We start from the raw sequence: 21382 nt of genomic DNA on the forward strand, positions 1-21382 counted from the left end.
CCCCGAATTCGCGCAGCACGCCGCGCAGCAGGTTGGTCGTGGCGGTGCGCTCGGCCTTGAGGTGTTCGCGTAGCCGGTGCAGCGCCTGGATGCCCTGTTGCTCGGGTGTCTTCACCGGCACGCCGGCGATGTCACCGCAGCGGTCCGCTTCCAGTATCCCGGCCACATCGTTGCGGTCGGTCTTGTTGCCCCGCACATACGGGCGTACGTCGCGGGCGGGCAGCAACCGCACCGCATGTCCCAGGCGCTGGAAGCGCCGGGCCCAGTAATGGGCGCTGCCGCAGGCCTCCATCAGTACCCGCAGCGGTGGGCGCTGCTCCAAGGCCCGGGCGAAGGCCCGGCGCGACAGGCGCTTGCGCTCCAGGACCCGGCCGCGGTCGTTGGCGAAGGCCAGCTCGAAGACCTCTTTTGCCAGGTCGATGGCAACGGTACTAGCATGCATGGCGTGGACTCCTCTCGTGATCCCGTGTCCCGATCCAGTATCGGTCTGGCTCATCGAAGCCGTGTGGTGACGCGGGAGGAGTCCATCCCATCATTCAAGCCGCCGCGGGTAGTTCCTACGGTTCAGTGGACACCCTGACCAACCCTCGGAGGGCTCCCATGCCAAAGCCCGGCCCAAGAACAATCGGCCGTTACAGCGACGAGTTCGAAGTGCCGCCGTCCAGCTAAGCCAGCAACCTGGTGTGCTGGTCAGCGACGTCGCCCAGTCGCTTTCCATCCAATCCTGGTGATCGTCATGCCCGACCTCAATCGCATCCGGTTCGAAACCACCATCCAGGCTCCCGCGGACGTGGTGTGGCACCACATCACTTCCCTCGACAGCTACAAGCAGTGGACCTCGGCGTTCGCGGAGGGCTCGTACTTCCAGGGTTCCTGGGAGGAGGGATCGAGGATCCGCTTCCTGGCGCCAAGCGGGGACGGGATGGTCTCGGAGATCGCCGAGAACCGAAGGAACGAGTTCATCTCAATCCGCCACCTCGGCTTCATCGCCGACGGTAAGGAGGACACGACGAGCGAGGCCGTGCGCGCCTGGGCGCCGGCCTACGAGAACTACACGCTCCAGCCGATACAGGGCGGCACCCGGCTCGTGATCGACCAGGATGTTCCCGCCGAATGGGCGGAGCACCTGGGTCAGGCTTGGCCGAACGCACTGCGCCTGCTGGTTGGGCTTTGCGAGACCAGGGCTGCGAGCTGACCCTCGCTGAACCTGATCTGCGACCGCCTTTCCGGAGGCGCGCTGGCGCCCGCCCGGACGCCCCTCACTCCACCCGCGTACCGAAGATCCGGTCGCCCGCATCGCCCAGGCCGGGCAGGATGTAGCCCTTCTCGTTGAGGCGCTGGTCGATCGCGGCGGTGTACACCTCCACGTCCGGGTGCGCGGCCTCCAGGTTGGCCAGGCCTTCGGGCGCGGCGACCAGGAAGATGCCCTTGATCCGGCGCGCGCCGGCGCGCTTGAGCATGTCGATGGTGGCGATTAGGGTGCCGCCGGTGGCCAGCATCGGGTCCAGGATCAGCGCGTCGCGTTCGTCCAGGCGGCCGGTCAGGCGTTCGAAGTAGGGCACCGGCTGCAGCGTTTCCTCGTCGCGCTGCAGGCCGACCACGCTGACCTTGGCCGCCGGGATCAGTGCAAGCACGCCGGGCAGCATGCCCAGGCCGGCGCGCAGGATCGGCACCACGGTGATCTTGGCCCCTGCAATCCGCTGCACCTGCACCTCGCCGGCCCAGCCGGGCATGGTCGCCGCCTCGGTCTCCAGGTCGGCGGTGGCTTCGTAGGCGAGCAGGGTGCCCAGTTCGGTGACCAGTTCGCGGAAGCCCTTGGTGCTGAGCGCGGCGTCGCGCAGCAGGCCGATCTTGTGCTGGACCAGCGGGTGGCGGACTTCGACGGTTTTCATGGCAGCGGCTCCGGATGTGCGGGCAGTCTGCCTCAACGCGCCCGCGGGTTGGAAGCGCGCAAACGGCAAGGGCCGGCTCGCGCCGGCCCTTCCGTGGCCCCGCCGTCCGGGGTCAGAACGACCAGCGCATCACCAGCTGGTAGCGCGGGCCGGCCCACTCGGCTTCTTCCTCGTACTCGTCGAAATCCCGGTCCACCTGGTCGGCCTCGTTGTCGAACTTGCTGAAATACTCGCGCTTCTTCGCGTCCAGCAGGTTGGCGCCGCTCAGCCGCACCGAGAAGCTGTCGCCGAAGCGCTTCTCGATGAACACCTCCAGGTCGGCGTCGTAGGTGGTGAGCACTTCTTCGCCGAGCACGCGCGAGAACGCATCGCCCTGCTTGCGGTAGCTGGCGCCGAAGGAGGCGGCCAGGTCCGGCAGGTCCTGGATGAAGCCGACGTTGTAGACGTACCTGGCCTGGTTGTTGAAGCGGCGCTTGCCGATGAAGTCCTCGATCTCGCTGTCCAGCCAGGAGTAGTTGGCGAACACGCCGGTGTTGGGCAGGCCGATCGCGGTCAGCGGCGTGGCCAGGTCCAGCTCCACGCCCCAGACCTCGCCGTCGCCGACGTTGTCCATGGTGTAGATGAAGCTGTTCGGCTCGAACGGCACCGCCGCCTCGGCGGTGTCCTGGTCGACGCCGTTGTCGTCCATGTAGTCCTCGACGTCGTCGGCCCAGTCGTCGTAGGCGGTCTCGTTGGGCACGCCGGTGTTGACCAGCTCGATCACGTCCTTGACGTCGCGGTAGAAGAAGTTGATGCCGGCCACGCCGCGCTCGCCGAGCTGGTGCTCGAAGCCCAGGTCCAGGCCATTGGCGGTCTCCGGCTCGAGGAACGGGTTGCCGATGAAGTCGTTGTCGCCGAACTCCTCCGACAGCAGGGCCGGGATGAGGTCGTTGAACGCAGGGCGGCGCAGGCTGCGGGCCAGCGAGAAGTTGATCCGGCTGGCCTCGGTCAGGTCCCACTTCAGGTGCGCCGACGGCAGCAGCACGTCGTAGTCCTGCGACACGGTTTCGGTGGGCTCGTCCAGGTCGGCGCGGTAGCGGATTTCGGAGTCGGTGGTCTCCCAGCGCAGGCCCGCCTCCCAGGACAGCGCGCCGGCGGCGCTGGAGAACATCAGGTAGGGGTCGAGCCGGGTTTCGTCGATCAGGCTGTGGACCACGCCGTCGGCCTCGTAGATCACCGGATCGCCTTCGTCCTCGGCCTCGAAGGCGGAGTAGACGTGGGTGGTGTCGCGCTTCTTGTCGCGGTAGTCGACGCCGAACTCCATCCGCACCGCCGAGTCGCCGACGCTGCGCTTGTGCGCGGCCTGCAGGCTGGTCTCGCGGTCGTCCACGTCGATGTCCAGCGCCTCGGCTTCGTGCGCGTCCCACTCCCCGTCGACGAACTCGATCTTTTCCTCGCTCTCGTTGCTGCGGTCCTTGAAGCCGGCATACTTGATGCCGAACTCGGTGGTGCCGCCGGCCATGTCCTGCGCGTACTCGACGCCCAGGCCCCAGTTGGACTGGTCGACCTCGGTCAAGCCCGGTACGTCGGAGGTCACGACCTCGTCGCCGTCGTATTCCTCCTCGTGGGACACCTCGACCTGCTCGCGGTCGGTCTTCACGTAGAAGCCGTCGATCGACACCCGGCCGGTCTGGCCGACATCGGTGGTGTAGGACACGTTGCCCGAGTAGTCCTGGCCGTCGCGCGTGTCGGTCTGGTCTTCCCAGGACACGAGGTTCCTGTCGTCGGGGTTGTCGAAGCGGTCGCTGCGCTTGACCTTGGGGTTGTAGCGGTCCTGCACGTTGAAGCCGGCCAGGAAGCGGCCGCCCAGCGCCGCGCCGGAGGCCACGCCGCCGAAGGTCGGCTGCACTTCGCCGTCGTCGTAGCGCATCGCGCCCACGCGCAGGTAGGCGCCGTCGAACTCGTAGGCATCGCGCAGGATGATGTTGATCGCACCGGCGATCGCGTCGCCGGAGCGGTTGGCGCTGCCGGAGCGGATGATCTCGATCCGCTCGACCATCTCGGCCGGGATCCGGTCCACCCAGAACGAGCGGTCGTCGCCGGCGCCGGGCACGTCCTTGCCGTTGATCAGCACGCGGGTGTAGCCCGGCGCCAGGCCGCGCAGCTGCACGGCGTCGTATTCCAGCACGTCGGAGACGAACACCGCGCTGGGCAGCCGCTTGATCATGTCGCCCACGGTGGATGGCTCAAAGCGCTGGAAGTACTCCAGGTCGTAGGAGAGCACCGGGGCGATGTCGGTGGTGCGGTTGCGGTAGGTGATCTCGCCCTGCACCACCACGGTGTCGAGCTGGCGCGGCTCGCCGGCCGGATCGGCGGCGCCGTCCGGCGAGGCGGAGTAGGCGAACGCGGCGCCCGCGGGCAACAGGGCGGCGCAGGCGATGGCGTGTGACAGGCCGATGGTCAGGGCGTGGCGTTTCATCTGCAGGGAAGTTCCGTGGGGTGGAAAATGAACGGAACTTTCACCCGGCGATGTGGCACCCATGTGACACGCAACCGCGCTGTCATCCGCGCATCGCACTACTCGCGATTGTCACAATTGCTTCATAGCATGCCTCGCATTTCTTCGAACCTTCGCAAAGGGGACCGCTGCATGGACTTCCGCTTCCTGGTGCCGACGCTCGCGCTTGCGCTTGCCGCCTGTTCGGCCGAACCGCCCGCGCCGGCTGCGACTCCGGTTGCGGCTCCGGCTCCGGCCGACGCGCGCGAGCCCGACGAGTACGAGGCTGACGACGTCCTGTTGCGGGACCATGACGTTGCGCACGTGGTGGTGAAGGAAGCCTTCGTGACCCCGGCCACGCCGGAGGAGAACATCGATTCGCCGGCCAGCTGGCTGCAGGACGGCAAGCGCATGCTGGTGGCCTCCGCCAAGGCGACCGACCAGCTGGTCGTCTACGACGGCGATACCGGCCAGCGCCTGCGCACGGTCGGCGGCACCGGCACCGCACTGGGCCAGCTGCAGCGCCCCAATGGCGTGGCCACCATCGACGACCGCTACCTGTTCGTGGTCGAGCGCGACAACCGCCGCGTGCAGATGTTCCAGCTGCCGGACTTCACCCCGCTGCTGGCCTTCGGTGCCGACGCGCTGCAGCAGCCGTACGGTTTGTGGGTGCAGCCGAAGGGCGAGGGTTACGAGGTGCTGGTCAGCGACGCGTACATGGCCGGCGAGGACGCGCAGGGCGAGGACATCATCCCGCCGCTGGCGCAGCTGGACAGGCGCTTCCGTCGCTATGAATTGACCCAGGCCGGCGGCAAGTGGACGGCGCGCGATGCCGGTGCCTTCGGCGATACCGGCGCGGCCGGGGCGATCCGCGTGCCCGAGTCGCTGTTCGGCGACGCGGCCAACAACCGCCTGCTGGTGGCCGAGGAGGACGTGCCGACCGGCACCCTGCTGCGCGAGTACGACCTGCAGGGCCGCTACCTCGGGCGCGACGTCGGCAAGGGCCAGTACGTGGCCCAGGCCGAGGGCATCGCCCTGATGCGTTGCGCCGACGGCAGCGGCTGGTGGGTGGCCAGCGACCAGTTCGCCGACCGCACGGTGTTCCACCTGTTCGATCGCCGGAGCCTGGCGCATGTGGGTTCGTTCGCCGGCGAGGTGGCCGGGCTGACCGATGGCGTGTGGCTGGACGAGCGCGGCGATGCGCGCTTCCCGCAGGGCGTGCTCTACGCCTCGCACCTGGACCTGGGCGTGGCCGCGTTCGACTGGCGCGATATCGCCGCGGCGCTGGAGCTGCCGGAGTGCGCGCGTTGAGCCGGGGCATGCCACTGCGCGCGCTGTTCGGCCTGCTGCTGTGCGCCGGCTGCGCGCCGCTGTCGGCGCAGGACGCCACGCGCGCGCCGGAGCCGAACACCCGCGTGCCGGCCGGCGTCGTGCGTTATGCGCCGAGCGTGTTCCCCGACCGCATCGTGCTGTCGCCGGCGCAGGACGCCGCCCATGGCTTCGCGGTGGCCTGGCGCACCGACGCGACGGTGGCCGCGCCCGTGCTGGAGATCGTGACGGCCGGCGATTCGCCGGACATGGGTACGCCGCGGCAGGTGCGGGCCAGCTCGCGCGAGCTGCGCACCGAGAACGGCATCGCGCGCCACCACCGCGCCGACGTGGACGGCCTGCTGGCCGACACCCTGTACGCCTGGCGCGTGCAGGGCGGCGGCACCTGGAGCGCATGGCACCACGCCCGCACCGCGCCGGCGCCGGGCGCGCCGCTGGCGCTGCTGTATTTCGGCGACACCCAGAACAAGAACGTCAGCCTGACCACGCGCGTGGTCCGCGAGGCGATGCGCCACGCCCCCGACGCGCGGCTGGCGCTGTTCGCGGGCGACCTGGTCAGCGGTGGCGATGGCGAGGACGACAACGAATGGGGCGAGTGGTTCGAGGCCAACGAATCGCTGCCGACCTCGATGGCGGTGGCGCCGGCGCCGGGCAACCACGAGTACTTCGAGGAGTTCGAGGACACGCCGCGGGAACGCCGGGTCCTCGGCGCGCACTGGCCGCTGCAGTTCGCGCTGCCCGGCAATGGCGCGCCGGGCGCGGAGCGGACCAGTTACTGGTTCGACTACCAGGACGTCCGCGTGGCGGTGATCGATGGCACCTCGGCGCTGGACCTGGGCACGGCGCAGGCACAGGCGCGCTGGCTCGACGGGGTGCTGGCGGCCAGTCCGCACCGCTGGAACATCGTGGTCACCCACCAGCCGTTCTACTCGCCGCGCGCCGGTCGCGACAATGCGTTGCTGCGCAAGCACCTGCTGCCGGTGATCCGGCGGCATGCGGTGGACCTGGTGCTGCAGGGCCACGACCATGTCTACGGCCGGCGCCTGCCGGGCGAAGCGCCGACGCCGGTGTTCGTGGTCTCGGTGGCGGGTGCCAAGCAGTACCGGCTGTCGGAGCAGGCGCAACGGACCATGCGTCCGGTGGCCGAGGATACGCAGCTGTTCCAGGTCGTCCGCATCGATGGCGCGCACCTGCGCTACGAGGCGCGCACCGCCACCGGGCGCCTGTACGACGCATTCGAGCTGCGCGACGACGGCAGTGCGAAATCGCTGGTGGACCTGCCGGAGGGGCGCATCGACGAGCGCCGGTGCGAGCGCGCGAAGACGCTGAAGGGGCGCGCGGACCGGTGCTGGGAATAGGCGCCGGGGCCCGCTTCGAATCTCATTTTTTTGCTGACGAGGACGCCATGTCGATTCCGTTCCGGCGCCTGCCGGCCTTCGTGATGCTGCTTCTGCTGCCGGTGGTCGCGGCCTGGGCACGCGATGCGCACGTGGGCCATCCGTTCCTGGCCACGCAGCCGGCGCAGGCGCCGGCGGAGGTGCTGCTGGCGGTGGAGATTCCCGCAGGCAGCTCGATCAAGTACGAGATCGGCGACGATGGCCTGGTGTTCGTCGACCGGGTGCTGTCGATGCCGGTCGCCTATCCGGCCAACTATGGTTCGATGCCGCGCACGCTGGCCGGCGACGGCGATCCGCTCGACGCGCTGGTGCTGACCCGGCAGCCGCTGCATCCGGGCGTGCTGGTCCGCTTCCGCCCGGTCGCGGTGCTGCGCATGACCGACAAGGGCGAGCAGGACGAGAAGATCATCGGCGTGCCGGTCGACCAGGTCGATCCCACCTATGCCGGCATCCGCGACGTGACCGACCTGCCGGCGATCGAGCGGCAGCGGATCGAGGCGTTCTTCCGGGTCTACAAGGACCTGCCGGAAGGCGGCAATGCGGTGCGGCTGGCCGGGTGGGGCGACGCCGCCGAGGCGCGCGCGCGGGTGGCGGAGTCGCTGGCGCGGTTCGCCAGCGGGGACTAGCGGCGGGGTGCGATGGCACCGGCCTGCTTCCGGCAGCGAGCGAAGGCAGGGCAACCATGACCGCAACCGCAACCGCAACCACAACCACAACCGCAACCGCAACCGCAGGAGCGCCGGTGGTGGTCGGCTTCGGCGGGAGCCGCGATGGGCCGGAAGTGTCGCGGCCGGATCGGCGGCACGTCCCTGTGCCGACGATCCGGCGCGGACATCCTTGTCCGCTCCCGCGACACCCCCGGCCCATCGCGTCTTCGGGGGACTTTCGGGTCGCGTCTCCGCTCCGCATGTGTGTAGGAGCCGATTTATCGGCGACCCGACGCCGTCGGCACGGACGGCGCCTCGGCGGTCAGATGCCCCGGTCGCCCATGAGGATGGGCTCCTACAGGAAGCAACGCGGTTTTTGAGGCGCTTTCGGGTCGTGACTCCGCTCTGCATGTGTGTAGGAGCCGATTTATCGGCGACCCGACGCCGTCGGCCCGGACGACACCCAAGGGGTCAGATGCCCCGGTCGCCCATGAGGATGGGCTCCTACAGGAAGCAACGCGGTTTTTGAGGCGCTTTCGGGTCGTGACTCCGCTCTGCGTGTGTGTAGGAGCCGATTTATCGGCGACCCGACGCCGTCGACAGGACCGACACCCAGGCGATGCGATGCCCCGGTCGCCCATGAAGATGGGCTCCTACAGGAAGTACGGCGGCCTGATCGTTGGGTGCGTCAGCTTCTGTCCAACGGAGTGTGGCGCCCAACGTCGCCCGAGGACGCCGTACCCCCGGGGCCGGGCGCAAGTGGCACATGGATGTGCCACGGCCCCTCGTAAAGGCAGGAGGCCGTCCCGAGGGGTAAGCCCGGCCCCGGGGGTGCGGCGGCCCCTTCCGGAGCGGGGCTTCGCTCCTTTCCAGTCAAGCGCGGGCGTCTGGAGCCGCGGCTTCGCTCCGGGTCCGTCGGCGGCGACTGCTTCCTGAGCCGAGACCGGATCCTGCCTCTCGCCTCAGGCCGCCGACGCCTGCTGCCGCTGCGGCCCCTCGCGCAGGGCGCGGCCGACCATGGAGACCAGCAGGTCCAGTTCTGCCTCGTCCATGCCGAAGTGCGGGGTGAAGCGCAGCGAGTTCTCGCCGCCATGGATCACGTTGACGCCGTGCTGGCGCAGCCACTCCTCGGTGGAACCGGCGCCGTAGCATTTGAACTGCGGGGCCAGTTCGCACGAGAACAGCAGGCCGGTGCCCTGGACCTTGGTGATCAGGCCGCCGAGCGAGGCCTTGAGCTGTTCGAGCTTGTGCAGCGCCTGGGCGCCACGCACGCGGATGTTCTCGCGCACCTGCGGGGTGAACATGGCCAGGGTGGCGCAGGCCACGTCCAGTGCGCGCGGGTTGGTGGTCATGGTGTTGCCGTACACGCCCTTGCGGTACAGCGAGGCGGCGTGCGCGGTCACCGCCAGCACCGACAGCGGGAACTGGGCGGCGTTGAGCGCCTTGGAATAGGTCTCCATGTCCGGCGGCTGCACGCCCTCGAAGCCGGGGTAGTCCACCAGCGACAGCACGCCGTGCGCGCGCAGGCCGGCCTGGATCGAGTCGACCAGCAGCAGGCTGCCGTGTTCGGCGGTGAGCTCGCGCGCGGCGGCGTAGAACTCCACCGGCACGGCGCGGCCCGGGTCGCCTTCGCCCATCACCGGCTCCAGGAACACCGCCTCGATGAACCAGCCGCGCTTGCCCGCCTCGGCGAAGGCCTGGCGCAGGGCGGCCACGTCGTAGGGCGGGATCACGATCACCGAGTCTTCGCCACGATAGCTGGCCAGGTGCTGCACGTAGGCGCGGCGGCTGGAATCGGAATACAGGCCCGGGCGGTCGGTGCGTCCGTGGAAGCTGCCCTTGACCACCAGCCGCTTGATCGTGGCGCCGGCGTGGCGCGCACCGGGGTCGGTCTGCAGCTTGGCGTTGATGTCGACGATGCGGGTGGCCAGGCCGACCGCTTCGGAACCGGAGTTGAGGCACATGAAGCGCTCGTACGGGCAGCCGCCGCGGCCCTGGCCGATCCGCTCGCGCAGCGCGGTGGCGAAGCGGCGCTGGGACAGGCTGGGGGTCATCACGTTCGCCATCACCTGCGGCCGGGCCATCGCCTCCAGCACCGGGCCGGGGGTGTGGCCGAAGCCGAGCATGCCGTAGCCGCCGGCGTCGTACAGCACCGCGCCCTTGAGCGTGACCACCCAGGGGCCGCGCGCGGCCAGGGCCACGTAGGGCGTGACGCAGTCGTCGGCATAGAAATTGACGAAGCCGGCCTGCAGGGCGTCGATCTGCGCCGCCTCGTCCAGGTCCAGCAGGTCGGCCGCTTCCCCGCGGACGCGCTCGTATTCGGCGGCGGCCGCGGCGATGGCGGCGGCCAGGTCGGGGTGCGAGGCGGCCAGGCCGGCGACGGTGGTGTCGTCCAGGCCGGCGGTCAGGCGCTGGCCGGCGTGGGCGCGCAGGGGGGCAAGGGGGGCGAGGATGGACATGCGGTTCTCCCGGGACCGGCGGATGCTTTCCCTATTATCGGGATGGGTTCGTCGATTGGCAGCTATGATCCGGCAGGAATCCGGCGTTTTTCGTCGGATCGACGAAATACGCTGGGCAAAAGGATGGGCGAGTGAAAATCACCGAAGCCGACGAGCAACTGCTCTCCCTGCTGCGCGAGGACGCACGCGCCTCGACCGCGCAGATCGCCCGCCGTCTGGACCTGTCGCGGACCACGGTGCAGAGCCGGATCGACCGGCTCGAGCGGGCCGGGGTGATCCGCGGCTACACCGTGCGCGTGGACGAGGGTGTGGAGCAGGCGCGGATCCGGGCCCACATCATGATCACGGTGCTGCCCAAGAAGATGGCGGCGGTGGTCAAGGAGCTGCACGGGATCCCGGAGGTGCGCACCCTGCAGTCGGTGAGCGGCTCCTTCGACCTGGTCGCGTTGGGCGTGGTGGGCGATGTCCACCAGATGGACGTGCTGACCGACCGGATCGGCGCGATCGACGGGGTCGAGCGCACGTCCACCTCGATCGTGCTGTCGACCAAGTTCGAGCGCTGAGTCGCGCGGCCACGTGTCGCCGCCCCCGTAGAGCGGGGCTCGCCCCGCTGCTCCCGGGAAGGCGCTGCGTGTAGAGCGGGGCTCGCCCCGCTGCTCCCGGGAAGGCGTTGCGTGTAGAGCGGGGCTTGCCCCGCTGCTCCCGCGACGGCGCGCGCGACGGGCGTCGGCAGCGGGGCAAGCCCCGCTCTACGGATCCCCGGGCCGCGCGCGCCGGGCCGGTACAATGGCCGGCTTCCGCGGGCGCACGGTGGCGCCCGGTTGCACGCATGGCCGATGCCTTGAAGAAGTCCGACTTCCATTACGAGCTGCCCGAGGAGCTGATCGCGCAGGCGCCGCTGCCCGAGCGCTCGGCCAGCCGGCTGTTGCTGGTGCCGCCGGGCCAGGCCGCGTTCTCCGACCTGCACGTGCGCGACCTGCCGGGCCTGCTGCAGCCGGGCGACCTGCTGGTGTTCAACGACACCCGGGTGATCCCGGCGCGGCTGTTCGGGCAGAAGGACAGCGGCGGGCGGGTGGAGATCCTGATCGAGCGGCTGCTGCCCGACGAACAGGCCCGCGCCCAGGTACGCGCGAGCAAGTCCCCCAAACCCGGCAGCCGGATCGTGCTCGATGGCGGCGGCCAGGCCGAAGTTTTGGGCCGCGACGGCGAGTTCTACCAGCTGCGCTTCGAGGTCGAAGGTGGCCTGGAGCCGTGGCTGCTCAAGGTCGGCCGCCTGCCATTGCCGCCGTACATCCGCCGCGAACCCGGGCAGGACGACGCCGAGCGTTACCAGACCGTGTTCGCCCGCCAGGTCGGCGCGGTGGCCGCGCCCACCGCCGGCCTGCATTTCGATGAGGCGCTGCTGGCCACGCTGCGCGAACACGGGATCCAGTTCGGCCATGTGACCCTGCACGTGGGCGCGGGCACGTTCCAGCCGTTGCGGGTGGAAGACGTGCGCCAGCACACCATGCACAGCGAGTGGCTCAATGTGGGCGCCGAGCTGGTCGCGCAGGTGCGCCGCACTCGGGAGGCGGGGGGCAGGGTAGTCGCGGTGGGCACGACGGTGGTGCGCGCGCTGGAAAGTGCATGGCACCGCAGCGAGGCGATGCCGGAGGGCGAGCTGCGGCCGTTCGCCGGCGAGACCCGGATCTTCATCTTCCCCGGTTACCGGATCCGCAGCGTCGATGCGCTGCTGACCAACTTCCACCTGCCGGAAAGCACGCTGCTGATGCTGGTGTCGGCCTTCGCCGGCAAGGAGCGGATTTTCGACGCCTACCGGCATGCCGTGGAGCAGCGCTACCGGTTCTTCTCGTACGGCGACGCGATGCTGCTGTGGGGGCAGTCTCCGCGGTAACGGCTGCGGGTGGGTGTGCCGCATCGGAGCCATTTCGACGGCTTCGAACGACCGCAACCGCCACGGCGATTGCAAGAGCGCCGTGCCAATCGGCTTCGGGAGCCGCGGTGGGCCGGAGGTGTCGCGGCCGGCTCGGCGGCACATCCCTGTGCCGACGATCCGGCGCGGACATCCCTGTCCGCTCCCGCGACACCCCCGGCCCACCGCGTCTTCGGAGGGCTTCGAGGTCGCCGCTTCGCTCTTCATGTAGGAGCCGATTCATCGGCGACCCGACGTCATCGGCGCAGGTGACCCTTCATCGTTCGACGCCCGGTCGCCCATGAGGATGGGCTCCTACAGGAGCGAAGCGGCGATTGAGGTGCAGGGCGCTGTTTCCTCAGTGTAGGAGCCGCCGATTCATCGGCGACCCGAGGCGTTCTGCGCAGGCGGCGCGCTCGTGGTCCGACGCCCGGTCGCCCATGAGGATGGGCTCCTACAGGGAGCGCGGCGGCGATCAAGGTGCAGGGCGTTGTTTCCTTAGTGTAGGAGCCGATTCATCGGCGACCCGAGGCGTTCTGCGCAGGCGACGCGCCCGTGGTCCGACGCCCGGTCGCCCATGAGGATGGGCTCCTACAGGGAGCGAAGCGGCGATAGCGCATCGTCGCTGGGAGGCCGTCCCGAGGGGTAAGCCGCCCCCGGGGTGCGGCGGCCCCGTCCGGAGCCAGGCCCCCTGCGCTTTTCACGGTTCGGGATCCGGCTGGAGCGCCGCGCTCCGCCCCCATTCCCCGGCGATCGGCGACAATACGGCCCCGCAAGCCCGACCGGTTCCATGTCCCGACTGCAGTTCCAGCTCCAGAGCACCGATGGCGCCGCCCGGCGCGGCCGCCTGGCTTTCCCGCGCGGCACGGTGGAGACGCCGGCGTTCATGCCGGTGGGCACCTATGGTTCGGTCAAGGGCGTACTGCCGGACCAGGTGCGCGCGCTGGGTGCGGAAATCATCCTCGGCAATACCTTCCACCTTTACCTGCGCCCGGGCCTCGACGTCATTGGCGCGCACGGCGGGCTGCACGGCTTCACCCGCTGGGACGGGCCGATCCTGACCGACTCCGGCGGCTTCCAGGTGTTCTCGCTGGCGCACCGGCGCAAGATCACCGAGCAGGGCGTGACCTTCGCCTCGCCGACCGACGGGGCCAAGGTGTTCCTCGGCCCGGAGGAGAGCATGCGCATCCAGCAGGTGCTCGACTCGGACGTGGTGATGATCTTCGACGAATGCACGCCGTATCCGGCGACCGAGGACGTGGCGCGCCGATCGATGGAGCTGAGCCTGCGCTGGGCGCGGCGCTCGCGCGACGCGCACGACGGCCTGGGCAACGACGCGGCGCTGTTCGGCATCGTCCAGGGCAGCGTGTATCCGGACCTGCGCAGCCGTTCGCTCGACGGGCTGCAGGCCATCGGCTTCGACGGCTACGCGATCGGCGGGCTGGCGGTCGGCGAGCCCGAGCACGAGCGCAATGCGATGCTCGAGCACCTGCATCCGCGCCTGCCGGCCGACCGGCCGCGCTACCTGATGGGCGTGGGCCGTCCCGAGGACCTGGTCGAAGGCGTGGCCCGCGGCGTGGACATGTTCGACTGCGTGATGCCGACGCGCAATGCGCGCAACGGCCACTATTTCACCTCGTTCGGCACGGTGCGCATCCGCAATGCGAAGTACGAGCGCGACCTGGACCCGATCGAGCCGGGCTGCGGCTGCGTGGCCTGCGCCGGCGGCTATACCCGCAGCTACCTGCGCCACCTGGACCGCTGCAACGAGATGCTCGCGCCGATGCTCGGCACGCTGCACAACCTCTGGTACTACCAGAAGCTGATGGCGGACATGCGCGAGGCGATCGCGCAGGGGCGGTTCGAGGCGTTCCGCAGGGCGTTCTACGCCGCGCGCGGCGGGTAGGGCCGGGCGGTGTGCCTGCGGGACTCGATGACCGCAACCGCAACCGCAACCGCAACCGCAACCGCAACCGCAACCGCAACCGCAACCGCAACCGCAACCGCAACCGCAACCGCAACCGCAACCGCAACCGCAACCGCAACCGCAACCGCAACCGCAACCGCAGGAGCGCCCGTCGAGGTCGGCTTCGGCGGGAGCCGCGATGGGCGGGGCTGTCGCGGCCGGATCGGCGGCACGTCCCTGTGCCGACGATCCGGCGCGGACATCCCTGTCCGCTCCCGCGACACCCCCGGCCCACCGCGTCTTCGTGAGCATTCGGGTCGCGGCTCCGTTCTCTGCATGTGTAGGAGCCGATTTATCGGCGACCCGACGCCGTCTGCACGGACGACGCCCTGGCGGTGAGACGCCCTGGTCGCCCATGAGGATGGGCTCCTACAGGAAGCGCAGCGGCTTCTGAGGGGCTTTCGGGTCGCGGCTCCGCTCTGCATGTGTGGGAGCCGATTTATCGGCGACCCGACGCCGTTGGCATGGACGACGTCCTGGCCGTGAGACGCCCGGTCGCCCATGAGGATGGGCTCCTACGGGAAGCGCAGCGGCTTCTGAGGGGCCTTCGGGTCGCGGCTCCGTTCTCTGCATGTGTAGGAGCCGATTTATCGGCGACCCGACGCCGTCGGCACGGACGACGCCCTGGCGGTGAGACGCCCTGGTCGCCCATGAGGATGGGCTCCTACAGGCAGTGCAGCGGCTTTTGATCGGCGTGCGCGCTCAGCCTCTGGCGAGCGAAGTGGTGGCGCTTCACGTCGCCCGAGGACGTCGTACCCCGGGGGCCGGGCGCAAGTGGCACATGGATGTGCCACGGCCCCTCGTAAAGGCAGGATGCCGTCCCGAGGGGTAAGCCCGGCCCCCGGGGTGCGGCGGCCCCTTCCGGCGCCGAGGCTTTGCTTTGACTCCTCCATGCGGCGGGCTGGTCGGGAAACCCGCCTTGAAGGGGCGGTCCCTGCTGGGTCGTAATCCCGGCCCGGTCCGGAGCGAGCCTGTGGCGGTCGCGGAGCAACGGTCCGCGGGCGCCGGCCGCTACCGTTCGGCGGCCGGGGGTGCCGCCGGGAACCCCCGGCCGCGAAAAACGGTCCGAACGGGCTTGGAAAGGGGCCGCTGCGTCCCTATGGCATAATCCGCGGCTATTTTCCGCACAACCGGACGATCCCGATGAGCTTCCTCGATTTCCTGATCCCGACCGCCCACGCCCAGGCCGCCGCCGGCCAGCCGCAGGGCGGTGGCTTCGGCATGCTGCTGTTCCCGATCATCCTGATCGCGATCATGTACTTCCTGATGATCCGCCCGCAGATGAAGCGGCAGAAGGAACACAAGGCGATGCTGGACAAGCTGTCGCGCGGCGACGAGGTCCTGACCTCGGGCGGCCTGGCCGGCGTGGTCACCGACATCGGCGACAACTTCGTCACCGTCGAGATCGCCGACAACGTCCGCATCCGCGTGCAGAAGGGCGCCATCGGCAACGTCCTGCCCAAGGGCACCCTGAAGTCCGCCTGATCCTCCCATCCCACCGTTGAGCGTGGTCCCGCGCGGCGGGGCCGCGCGGGGTTCCGCAATGCTCGAATTTCCCCGCTGGAAGTACTTCGTCATCCTGCTCGTGCTGGCGCTGAGCGTGGTTTACGCGCTGCCCAACGTGTTCCAGAGCGATTACGCCGTGCAGGTCACCGCCAACCGCGGCGCGGTGCTGGACGAGGTGCTCAGGACCCGCGTGGGTGGCTACCTTTCCGAGGCAGGCGTGCAGCCGAAGTCGGTGGCGGTGGAGAACGAGAGCCTGCTGGTGCGCCTGGCCGACGCCGACGCCCAGACCCTGGCCGCCGATACCCTGCGCGGCAACCTCGGCGAGAACTACACCGTCGCCCTCAACCTGGCGTCGAACGTGCCGCCGTGGCTCGACCGCCTGGGCGCGCAGCCGATGGTGCTGGGCCTGGACCTGCAGGGCGGCGTGCACTTCGTCCTCCAGGTCGACCAGAAGGCGGCGCTGGAGAAGCGCGTGGATGCCTACGTCGAGGACGTGCGCGTCACCCTGCGCGACAACCGCATCCGCTACACCGCGGTCGACCGTCGCCCCGACCACAGCATCGCCATCAACCTGGCCAGCGACGCCGACCCGGCCGCCGCGCGCGCGCAGCTGGCCAAGGTCATGCCGGCCATGACCGTGGAAGGCGAGGGCAATCGCCTGGTGGTGCGGATCCCGGAGACCGAACTGACCTCCATCGCCGGCTCGGCGATCGAGCAGAACATCGCCACCCTGCGCAACCGCGTCAACGAGCTGGGCGTGGCCGAGCCGATCATCCAGCGCCAGGGCAACGACCGCATCGTCGTGCAGCTGCCCGGCGTGCAGGACACCGCGGCGGCCAAGCGCATGATCGGCGCCACCGCGACCCTGGAATACCGCGCGGTGATCGAAGGCAATGCCGCCGATGCCGTGGCCAGCGGCCGGGTGCCGCCGGAAGCCAAGGTGTTCTACCGCCGCGACGGCCGCCCCGAGCTGCTGAGCAAGCGCGTGATCGTCACCGGCGACCAGATGGTCGCCGCGACCACCACCATCGACCAGAACGGCCAGCCGGCGGTCAGCGTGACCCTGAACAACGTCGGCGGCGACCGCATGTTCGACTTCACCAGCGCCAACGTCGGCAAGCCGATGGCGGTGGTCTACACCGAGCGCATCCCGCAGGTGACCGAGGTCAACGGCGAGGAGGTGCGCAGCTTCCGGGTCAAGGAGGAGGTCATCTCGGTGGCCAACATCCAGGGCGTGTTCGGCAAGCAGTTCCAGACCACGGGCCTGGAGAAGACCGAGGCCGAGGACCTGGCCAAGCTGCTGCGCGCCGGTTCGCTGGCCGCGCCGATGGACTTCGTCGAGGAACGCATCGTCGGCCCGAGCCTGGGCAAGGAGAACGTGGAGCGCGGCGTGACCGCGGTCCTGTACGCGTTCCTGTTCACCCTGGTGTTCTTCGCCGTCTACTACCGCATGTTCGGCGTGATCACCGGCATGGCGCTGTTGTTCAACCTGCTCATCGTCGTTGCCGTCATGTCGATCTTCGGTGCGACCATGACCCTGCCGGGCTTCGCCGGCCTGGCCCTGTCGATCGGCCTGTCGGTGGACGCCAACGTGCTGATCAACGAGCGCATCCGCGAGGAGCTGCGCGCCGGGGTGCCGCCGAAGACGGCGATCGTCTCCGGCTACGACAAGGCGGGCGGCACCATCCTCGACGCCAACCTGACCGCGATCATCGCCGGCATCGCCCTGTACGCGTTCGGCACCGGCCCGCTGAAGGGCTTCGCCGTCACCCTGGTGATCGGCGTGCTGGCCTCGATGTTCACCGCCATCACCGTCTCGCGCGCGATCGTGACCCTGGTCTACGCCCGCCGCAAGAAGCTCAAGTCCCTGGCCATCTGACGGGAACGGAACGCACATGAAGATCTTCCCGCTGACCCTGATCCCCAACGACACCCGCATCGACTTCATGCGGATGCGCTGGGTGTCCCTGGCCATCGCCGCGCTGCTGTTCGCCGCCTCGATCGGCACCATCGTCCTCAATGGCTTCAACTACGCGCTGGACTTCACCGGCGGCACCGTGGTGGAGGTGCGCTTCGACCGCCCGGCGAGCATCGACGGGGTGCGCGAGCGCCTGGCCGACGCCGGCTACGAGGGCGCCCAGGTGCAGAGCTTCGGCAGCGGCACGGACCTGCTGGTCCGGCTGCAGCCGCGCGACGGCCAGACCACCACCGACGCCAACAACCGCACCGCCCAGGACGTGCTGGCCGCGGCCTCGCTGCCGGACAACCAGGCGCACCTGCTGCGCACCGAGTTCGTCGGCCCGCAGGTAGGCGACGAGCTGGCCCGCAACGGCCTGTACGCGGCGCTGTTCGTGGTGGTCGGCTTCCTGATCTACATCGGCTTCCGCTTCGAATGGAAGTTCGCGGTGGTCGCCACCGTGACCACGCTGTTCGACGTGCTGGTGACGGCCGCGTTCTTCTCCTGGACCGGCCGCGACTTCGACCTGACCGTGCTCGCCGGCCTGCTGGCGGTGATGGGCTTCTCGATCAACGACACCATCGTCGTGTTCGACCGCGTCCGCGAGAACTTCCGCAGCCTGCGCGTGGAGCCGCTGGAGGTGATGAACCGCTCGATCAACCAGACCCTGTCGCGCACCATCATCACCTCGCTGGTGTTCTTCCTGTCGGTGCTGGCGCTGTACCTGTACGGCGGCGGTTCGCTCGAAGGCCTGGCGCTGAGCCAGATGATCGGCGCGGTGATCGGCACCCTGTCTTCGATCTTCATCGCCTGCCCGATGCTGACGGTCGGCCCGCTGAAGGTGACCAAGCAGGACCTGCTGCCCAAGGCCAAGGACGAGGAGGCGCTGGCGCGCCGCCCCTGATCCCGACCGTTGCCCTGCAAGCAAAGGAAGGCCGCCGTTAGGCGGCCTTTTTTTTTTGGCCGGAAGGCTGCCCTGGGACAATCGCGGGCTTCGGGGTTGCGACGGTTGTTTACGGGGAATTTACGCTTCCCGCGCGGCGGCCGATGGAGGCTTTACGGGGCAGGGGACCAGACTTTCGCCATCGGCGGAATCCCTCCGCCCGGACTACGTCAATGACCTCCCTGCTTCGCGCAACACGCTCCACCCGCAGCGCCGGCATCCTGCCGGCCCTGCTCGCCCTGGCCTTCGTTCCTGCCGCCCACGCGGTCACCGTGGGCGGTTCGGCCGCCCTGGGGACCGACTACGTCTGGCGCGGCACCACCCAGACCCAGGGCGACCCGGCCGTGCAGGCCGGCGTGCGCGTGGCCGCCGACAACGGGCTGTATGCGTCGGTCTGGGGATCCAACGTCGAATTCGCCCCCGAAACGCGCGCCAGCTCCGAGCTGGACTTCATCGCCGGCTGGAGCGGTGACCTCTCCGACGACTTCGCCCTGGACGTGAACCTGACCCACTACGCGTACCCGTCCACCACCGTCGATCTCGACTGGACCGAGCTGCTGGCCACGGCCACCTGGAAGGGCAACGCCTGGCTGCAGGCGGGCTGGTCGAACGATGCGCTGGCCAGCGGCGAGGCGGGCACCTACGCGCAGCTGGGAGGGCGCCTGCCGCTGGGCGATGCCTTCCGCATCGAAGGCGCGGTCGGCCACTACTGGCTCGAGGACGCCCATGGCGAAAGCTACTCGCATGCGCAGCTGGGCGCGGTGTGGGCGTTCAGGGCCCCGTTCGAGCTGCGGGTGACCGCGCACGACACCGACGGCGGCGCGGAGCGCCTGTTCCCCGGCCTGGCCGGCTCGCGCCTCGAAGCGGCGCTGCAGGCCTCGTTCTGAGCCATGGCCATGTGGATGGACATGGTCCACCTGCTGTTGGCGCTGGCGTTCCTTTTCGCCGGCGCCGGCTTGCTGTTCCTGCTCCTGACACGTCACACCAACTCCCGCAGCGCGGGCTCTTCCCGTCACATCGCCGCCCGCAGGGCGGGCTCTCTCCCGAGGCGTAAGCCATGATCGAGTTCTTCACCGTTTTTGCGCTCGCCATCGCGCTGGGCTGGCCGCTGGGCCGTTACCTGGCCGCGGTGATGCGTGGCGCGCCGATGCGCGTCGACCGGCTGTTCGGCTGGATCGAGCGGCCGCTTTACCGACTGTTCGGCACCGACCCGGCGCGGGGCATGGACTGGAAGGCCTATGCCACGGCCTTCCTGGCCAGCAACGTGGTGCTGGGCGGCATCGTCTGGATCGTGCTGATGACCCAGGCCTGGCTGCCGTTCAATCCCAACGAAGCGCCGAACATGCGCTGGGACCTGGCCCTGCACACCATGGTCTCGTTCCTCACCAACACCAACCAGCAGCACTACTCCGGGCAGGCGCAGCTCTCGTTCCTGTCGCACGCGATGTGCATCACCGGCCTGCAGGTGGTCACGCCGATGATGGGCCTGGCCCTGGTGGTGGCGACGCTGCGCGGCCTGTTCGGTGGGCGAGCGCCCGCGGGCGATGCCCTATCGGCATCGTCCGTGGCAGCGGGCGCCCGGCCATGGATGGCCGGGCAGGGCGATCCGCAGCCGGCCATGTTGCGCCATGGAGGGCAACAGCCGGATTCAATGGATCCGCGCCGAGCGATGCAGCAGTCCGGTGCAGCGGACCTCGACGTCGGCAACTACTGGGCCGACGTGCTGCGTCCCACGGTGCGCTTCATGCTGCCGCTGGCGCTGGCCTGGTCGCTCCTGCTGACCTGGCAGGGCGTGCCGGCCACGCTGCAGGGCGGGCCGGTGGCCGCGCCGGTCGACGCGCAGGCGGAGATGGCGGCGCAGAAGATTCCCCTGGGCCCGGTCGCGCCGATGGTGGCGATCAAGCAGCTGGGCACCAACGGCGGCGGCTGGTACGGCCCCAACAGCGCCGTGCCGCTCGAGAATCCCACGCCGTTCTCGAACGTGCTGCAGACCCTGGCGCTGATCCTGGTGCCGGTGAGCGTGGCCTTCATGGTCAGTCCCTTCACCGGACGGCGGAAGTTCACCGCGCTGGTGTTCGGCACGATGCTGGGCATGTCGCTGGTCTCCACCGGCCTGGCCATGTGGTCGGAGGCGCATTCGTCCACCGCCGCCGACATCGCGTTGATGGAAGGCAAGGAGGTGCGCTTCGGCGCCGAGGCATCCGCGTTGTGGGCGACGCTGACCACGCAGACCTCCAATGGCTCGGTCAACTCGATGCACGATTCGCTGGCGCCGCTCACCGGGCTGGTCACCATCGGCAACATGCTGGTGAACTCGACCTGGGGCGGCATCGGCTGCGGATTGCAGCAGTTCCTGGTCTACCTGCTGCTGGCGGTGTTCCTGGCCGGCCTGATGACCGGGCGCACCCCGGAGCTGTTCGGGCGCAAGATCGAAGCCGGCGAGGTGAAGCTGCTGGCGGTGCTGGTCGTGCTGCAGCCGCTGGTGCTGCTGGGACTGACCGCGCTGGCCCTGGCGGTGCCTTCGATCACCGGCAATTCCAATCCGTCCTTCCACGGCATCAGCCAGGTGTTCTACGAGTACACCTCGGCCTTCGCCAACAACGGTTCCGGCTTCGAAGGCCTGGGCGATGCGACTTACTGGTGGAACCTCAGCTGCGTGGTGGTGCTGGCCCTGGGCCGCTACCCGGCGCTGATCATCCCGCTGGTGATCGCCGCGCGCCTCGGCGCCAAGCGCGCCGCCGTTGCCGATGGCCCGGGCACGCTGCAGGTGGAAACCCCCACCTTCGCCCTGACCCTGGTCGCCGTGATCGTGATCCTGACCCTGTTGCAGTTCATGCCCGCGCTGGTGCTCGGTCCGGTGGCCGACCACCTCTCGCTGGCGATGTCCTGAGGAAACCC

Annotated in this window: 16 protein-coding genes; 12 read left to right on the forward strand and 4 right to left on the reverse strand. The window is 69.5% G+C overall.

Translation table 11 applies throughout. From position 1 onward, the window contains the following. Positions 1 to 442: IS110 family transposase (locus CSC66_RS16720; protein WP_162378547.1), on the reverse strand; the 442-nt coding region annotated here is incomplete at its 3' end. Positions 443 to 736: 294 nt separating this feature from the next. Here CSC66_RS16720 and CSC66_RS16725 point away from each other — a divergent pair. After that, positions 737 to 1195 (forward strand): SRPBCC family protein, encoded by a 459-nt coding sequence (locus CSC66_RS16725; protein ID WP_162378548.1) that lies wholly within the window; start codon positions 737 to 739, stop codon positions 1193 to 1195. 64 nt (positions 1196 to 1259) lie between these two features. Here the strand turns inward: CSC66_RS16725 and upp are convergent, their stop codons facing one another. Together upp and CSC66_RS16735 are read right to left on the reverse strand one after the other, a co-directional pair. Further along, a complete protein-coding gene (gene upp / locus CSC66_RS16730; RefSeq protein WP_162378549.1) occupies positions 1260 to 1892 on the reverse strand; it encodes a uracil phosphoribosyltransferase in 633 nt (210 codons plus the stop codon). Between the two features lie 112 nt (positions 1893 to 2004). After that, a complete protein-coding gene (locus CSC66_RS16735) occupies positions 2005 to 4350 on the reverse strand; it encodes a TonB-dependent receptor plug domain-containing protein (protein WP_162378550.1) in 2346 nt (781 codons plus the stop codon). 171 nt (positions 4351 to 4521) lie between these two features. Here CSC66_RS16735 and CSC66_RS16740 point away from each other — a divergent pair, with 171 nt between their 5' ends. From CSC66_RS16740 to CSC66_RS16750, 3 genes are read left to right on the forward strand one after another with little or no spacing between them, the layout of a single operon-like run. Next, positions 4522 to 5679, forward strand: coding sequence for a phytase (locus CSC66_RS16740; RefSeq protein WP_162378551.1), 1158 nt, complete (start codon positions 4522 to 4524; stop codon positions 5677 to 5679). An 8-nt stretch (positions 5680 to 5687) separates the two neighbouring features. Next, positions 5688 to 7055 (forward strand): purple acid phosphatase family protein, encoded by a 1368-nt coding sequence (locus tag CSC66_RS16745; protein WP_162378552.1) that lies wholly within the window; start codon positions 5688 to 5690, stop codon positions 7053 to 7055. A 47-nt stretch (positions 7056 to 7102) separates the two neighbouring features. Continuing rightward, positions 7103 to 7720: an inorganic diphosphatase gene (locus tag CSC66_RS16750; RefSeq protein WP_162378553.1), complete on the forward strand. Its 618-nt coding sequence runs from the start codon at positions 7103 to 7105 to the stop codon at positions 7718 to 7720. A 983-nt stretch (positions 7721 to 8703) separates the two neighbouring features. Here the strand turns inward: CSC66_RS16750 and CSC66_RS16755 are convergent. Further along, the gene (locus tag CSC66_RS16755; RefSeq protein ID WP_162378554.1) at positions 8704 to 10200 is read right to left on the reverse strand and encodes an aminotransferase class III-fold pyridoxal phosphate-dependent enzyme; all 1497 of its coding nucleotides are present in this window, start codon (positions 10198 to 10200) and stop codon (positions 8704 to 8706) included. 131 nt (positions 10201 to 10331) lie between these two features. On the opposite strand from CSC66_RS16755, the gene CSC66_RS16760 reads away from it, so the two are divergent. The 8 genes from CSC66_RS16760 (at position 10332) to CSC66_RS16800 (ending at position 21374) form a co-directional block, all read left to right on the forward strand. Next, the gene (locus tag CSC66_RS16760) at positions 10332 to 10763 is read left to right on the forward strand and encodes an Lrp/AsnC family transcriptional regulator (protein ID WP_162378555.1); all 432 of its coding nucleotides are present in this window, start codon (positions 10332 to 10334) and stop codon (positions 10761 to 10763) included. A 278-nt stretch (positions 10764 to 11041) separates the two neighbouring features. Continuing rightward, a complete protein-coding gene (gene queA / locus CSC66_RS16765) occupies positions 11042 to 12094 on the forward strand; it encodes a tRNA preQ1(34) S-adenosylmethionine ribosyltransferase-isomerase QueA (RefSeq protein ID WP_162378571.1) in 1053 nt (350 codons plus the stop codon). A gap of 808 nt (positions 12095 to 12902) precedes the next feature. Next, the gene (gene tgt, locus CSC66_RS16770) at positions 12903 to 14018 is read left to right on the forward strand and encodes a tRNA guanosine(34) transglycosylase Tgt (RefSeq protein WP_162378556.1); all 1116 of its coding nucleotides are present in this window, start codon (positions 12903 to 12905) and stop codon (positions 14016 to 14018) included. 1203 nt (positions 14019 to 15221) lie between these two features. Further along, entirely contained in the window at positions 15222 to 15563 is a 342-nt protein-coding gene (yajC, locus tag CSC66_RS16780; protein WP_162378557.1) for a preprotein translocase subunit YajC, read from the forward strand. A 58-nt stretch (positions 15564 to 15621) separates the two neighbouring features. Next, positions 15622 to 17463, forward strand: coding sequence for a protein translocase subunit SecD (gene secD, locus CSC66_RS16785; RefSeq protein WP_162378558.1), 1842 nt, complete (start codon positions 15622 to 15624; stop codon positions 17461 to 17463). Between the two features lie 16 nt (positions 17464 to 17479). Beyond that, the gene (gene secF / locus CSC66_RS16790) at positions 17480 to 18445 is read left to right on the forward strand and encodes a protein translocase subunit SecF (protein ID WP_162378559.1); all 966 of its coding nucleotides are present in this window, start codon (positions 17480 to 17482) and stop codon (positions 18443 to 18445) included. Positions 18446 to 18657: 212 nt separating this feature from the next. Beyond that, positions 18658 to 19371, forward strand: a complete 714-nt coding sequence (locus CSC66_RS16795; protein ID WP_162378560.1) for a TorF family putative porin — start codon at positions 18658 to 18660, stop codon at positions 19369 to 19371. A gap of 170 nt (positions 19372 to 19541) precedes the next feature. Beyond that, positions 19542 to 21374 carry a potassium-transporting ATPase subunit KdpA gene (locus tag CSC66_RS16800; RefSeq protein ID WP_162378561.1) on the forward strand — a complete coding sequence of 611 codons (1833 nt, stop codon included), beginning with the start codon at positions 19542 to 19544 and terminating at the stop codon, positions 21372 to 21374. Positions 21375 to 21382: the final 8 nt, after the last annotated feature.

It is taken from the genome of Pseudoxanthomonas kaohsiungensis (assembly GCF_010211765.1).
In the GTDB taxonomy this organism is placed as follows: Bacteria; Pseudomonadota; Gammaproteobacteria; order Xanthomonadales; family Xanthomonadaceae; genus Pseudoxanthomonas; species Pseudoxanthomonas kaohsiungensis.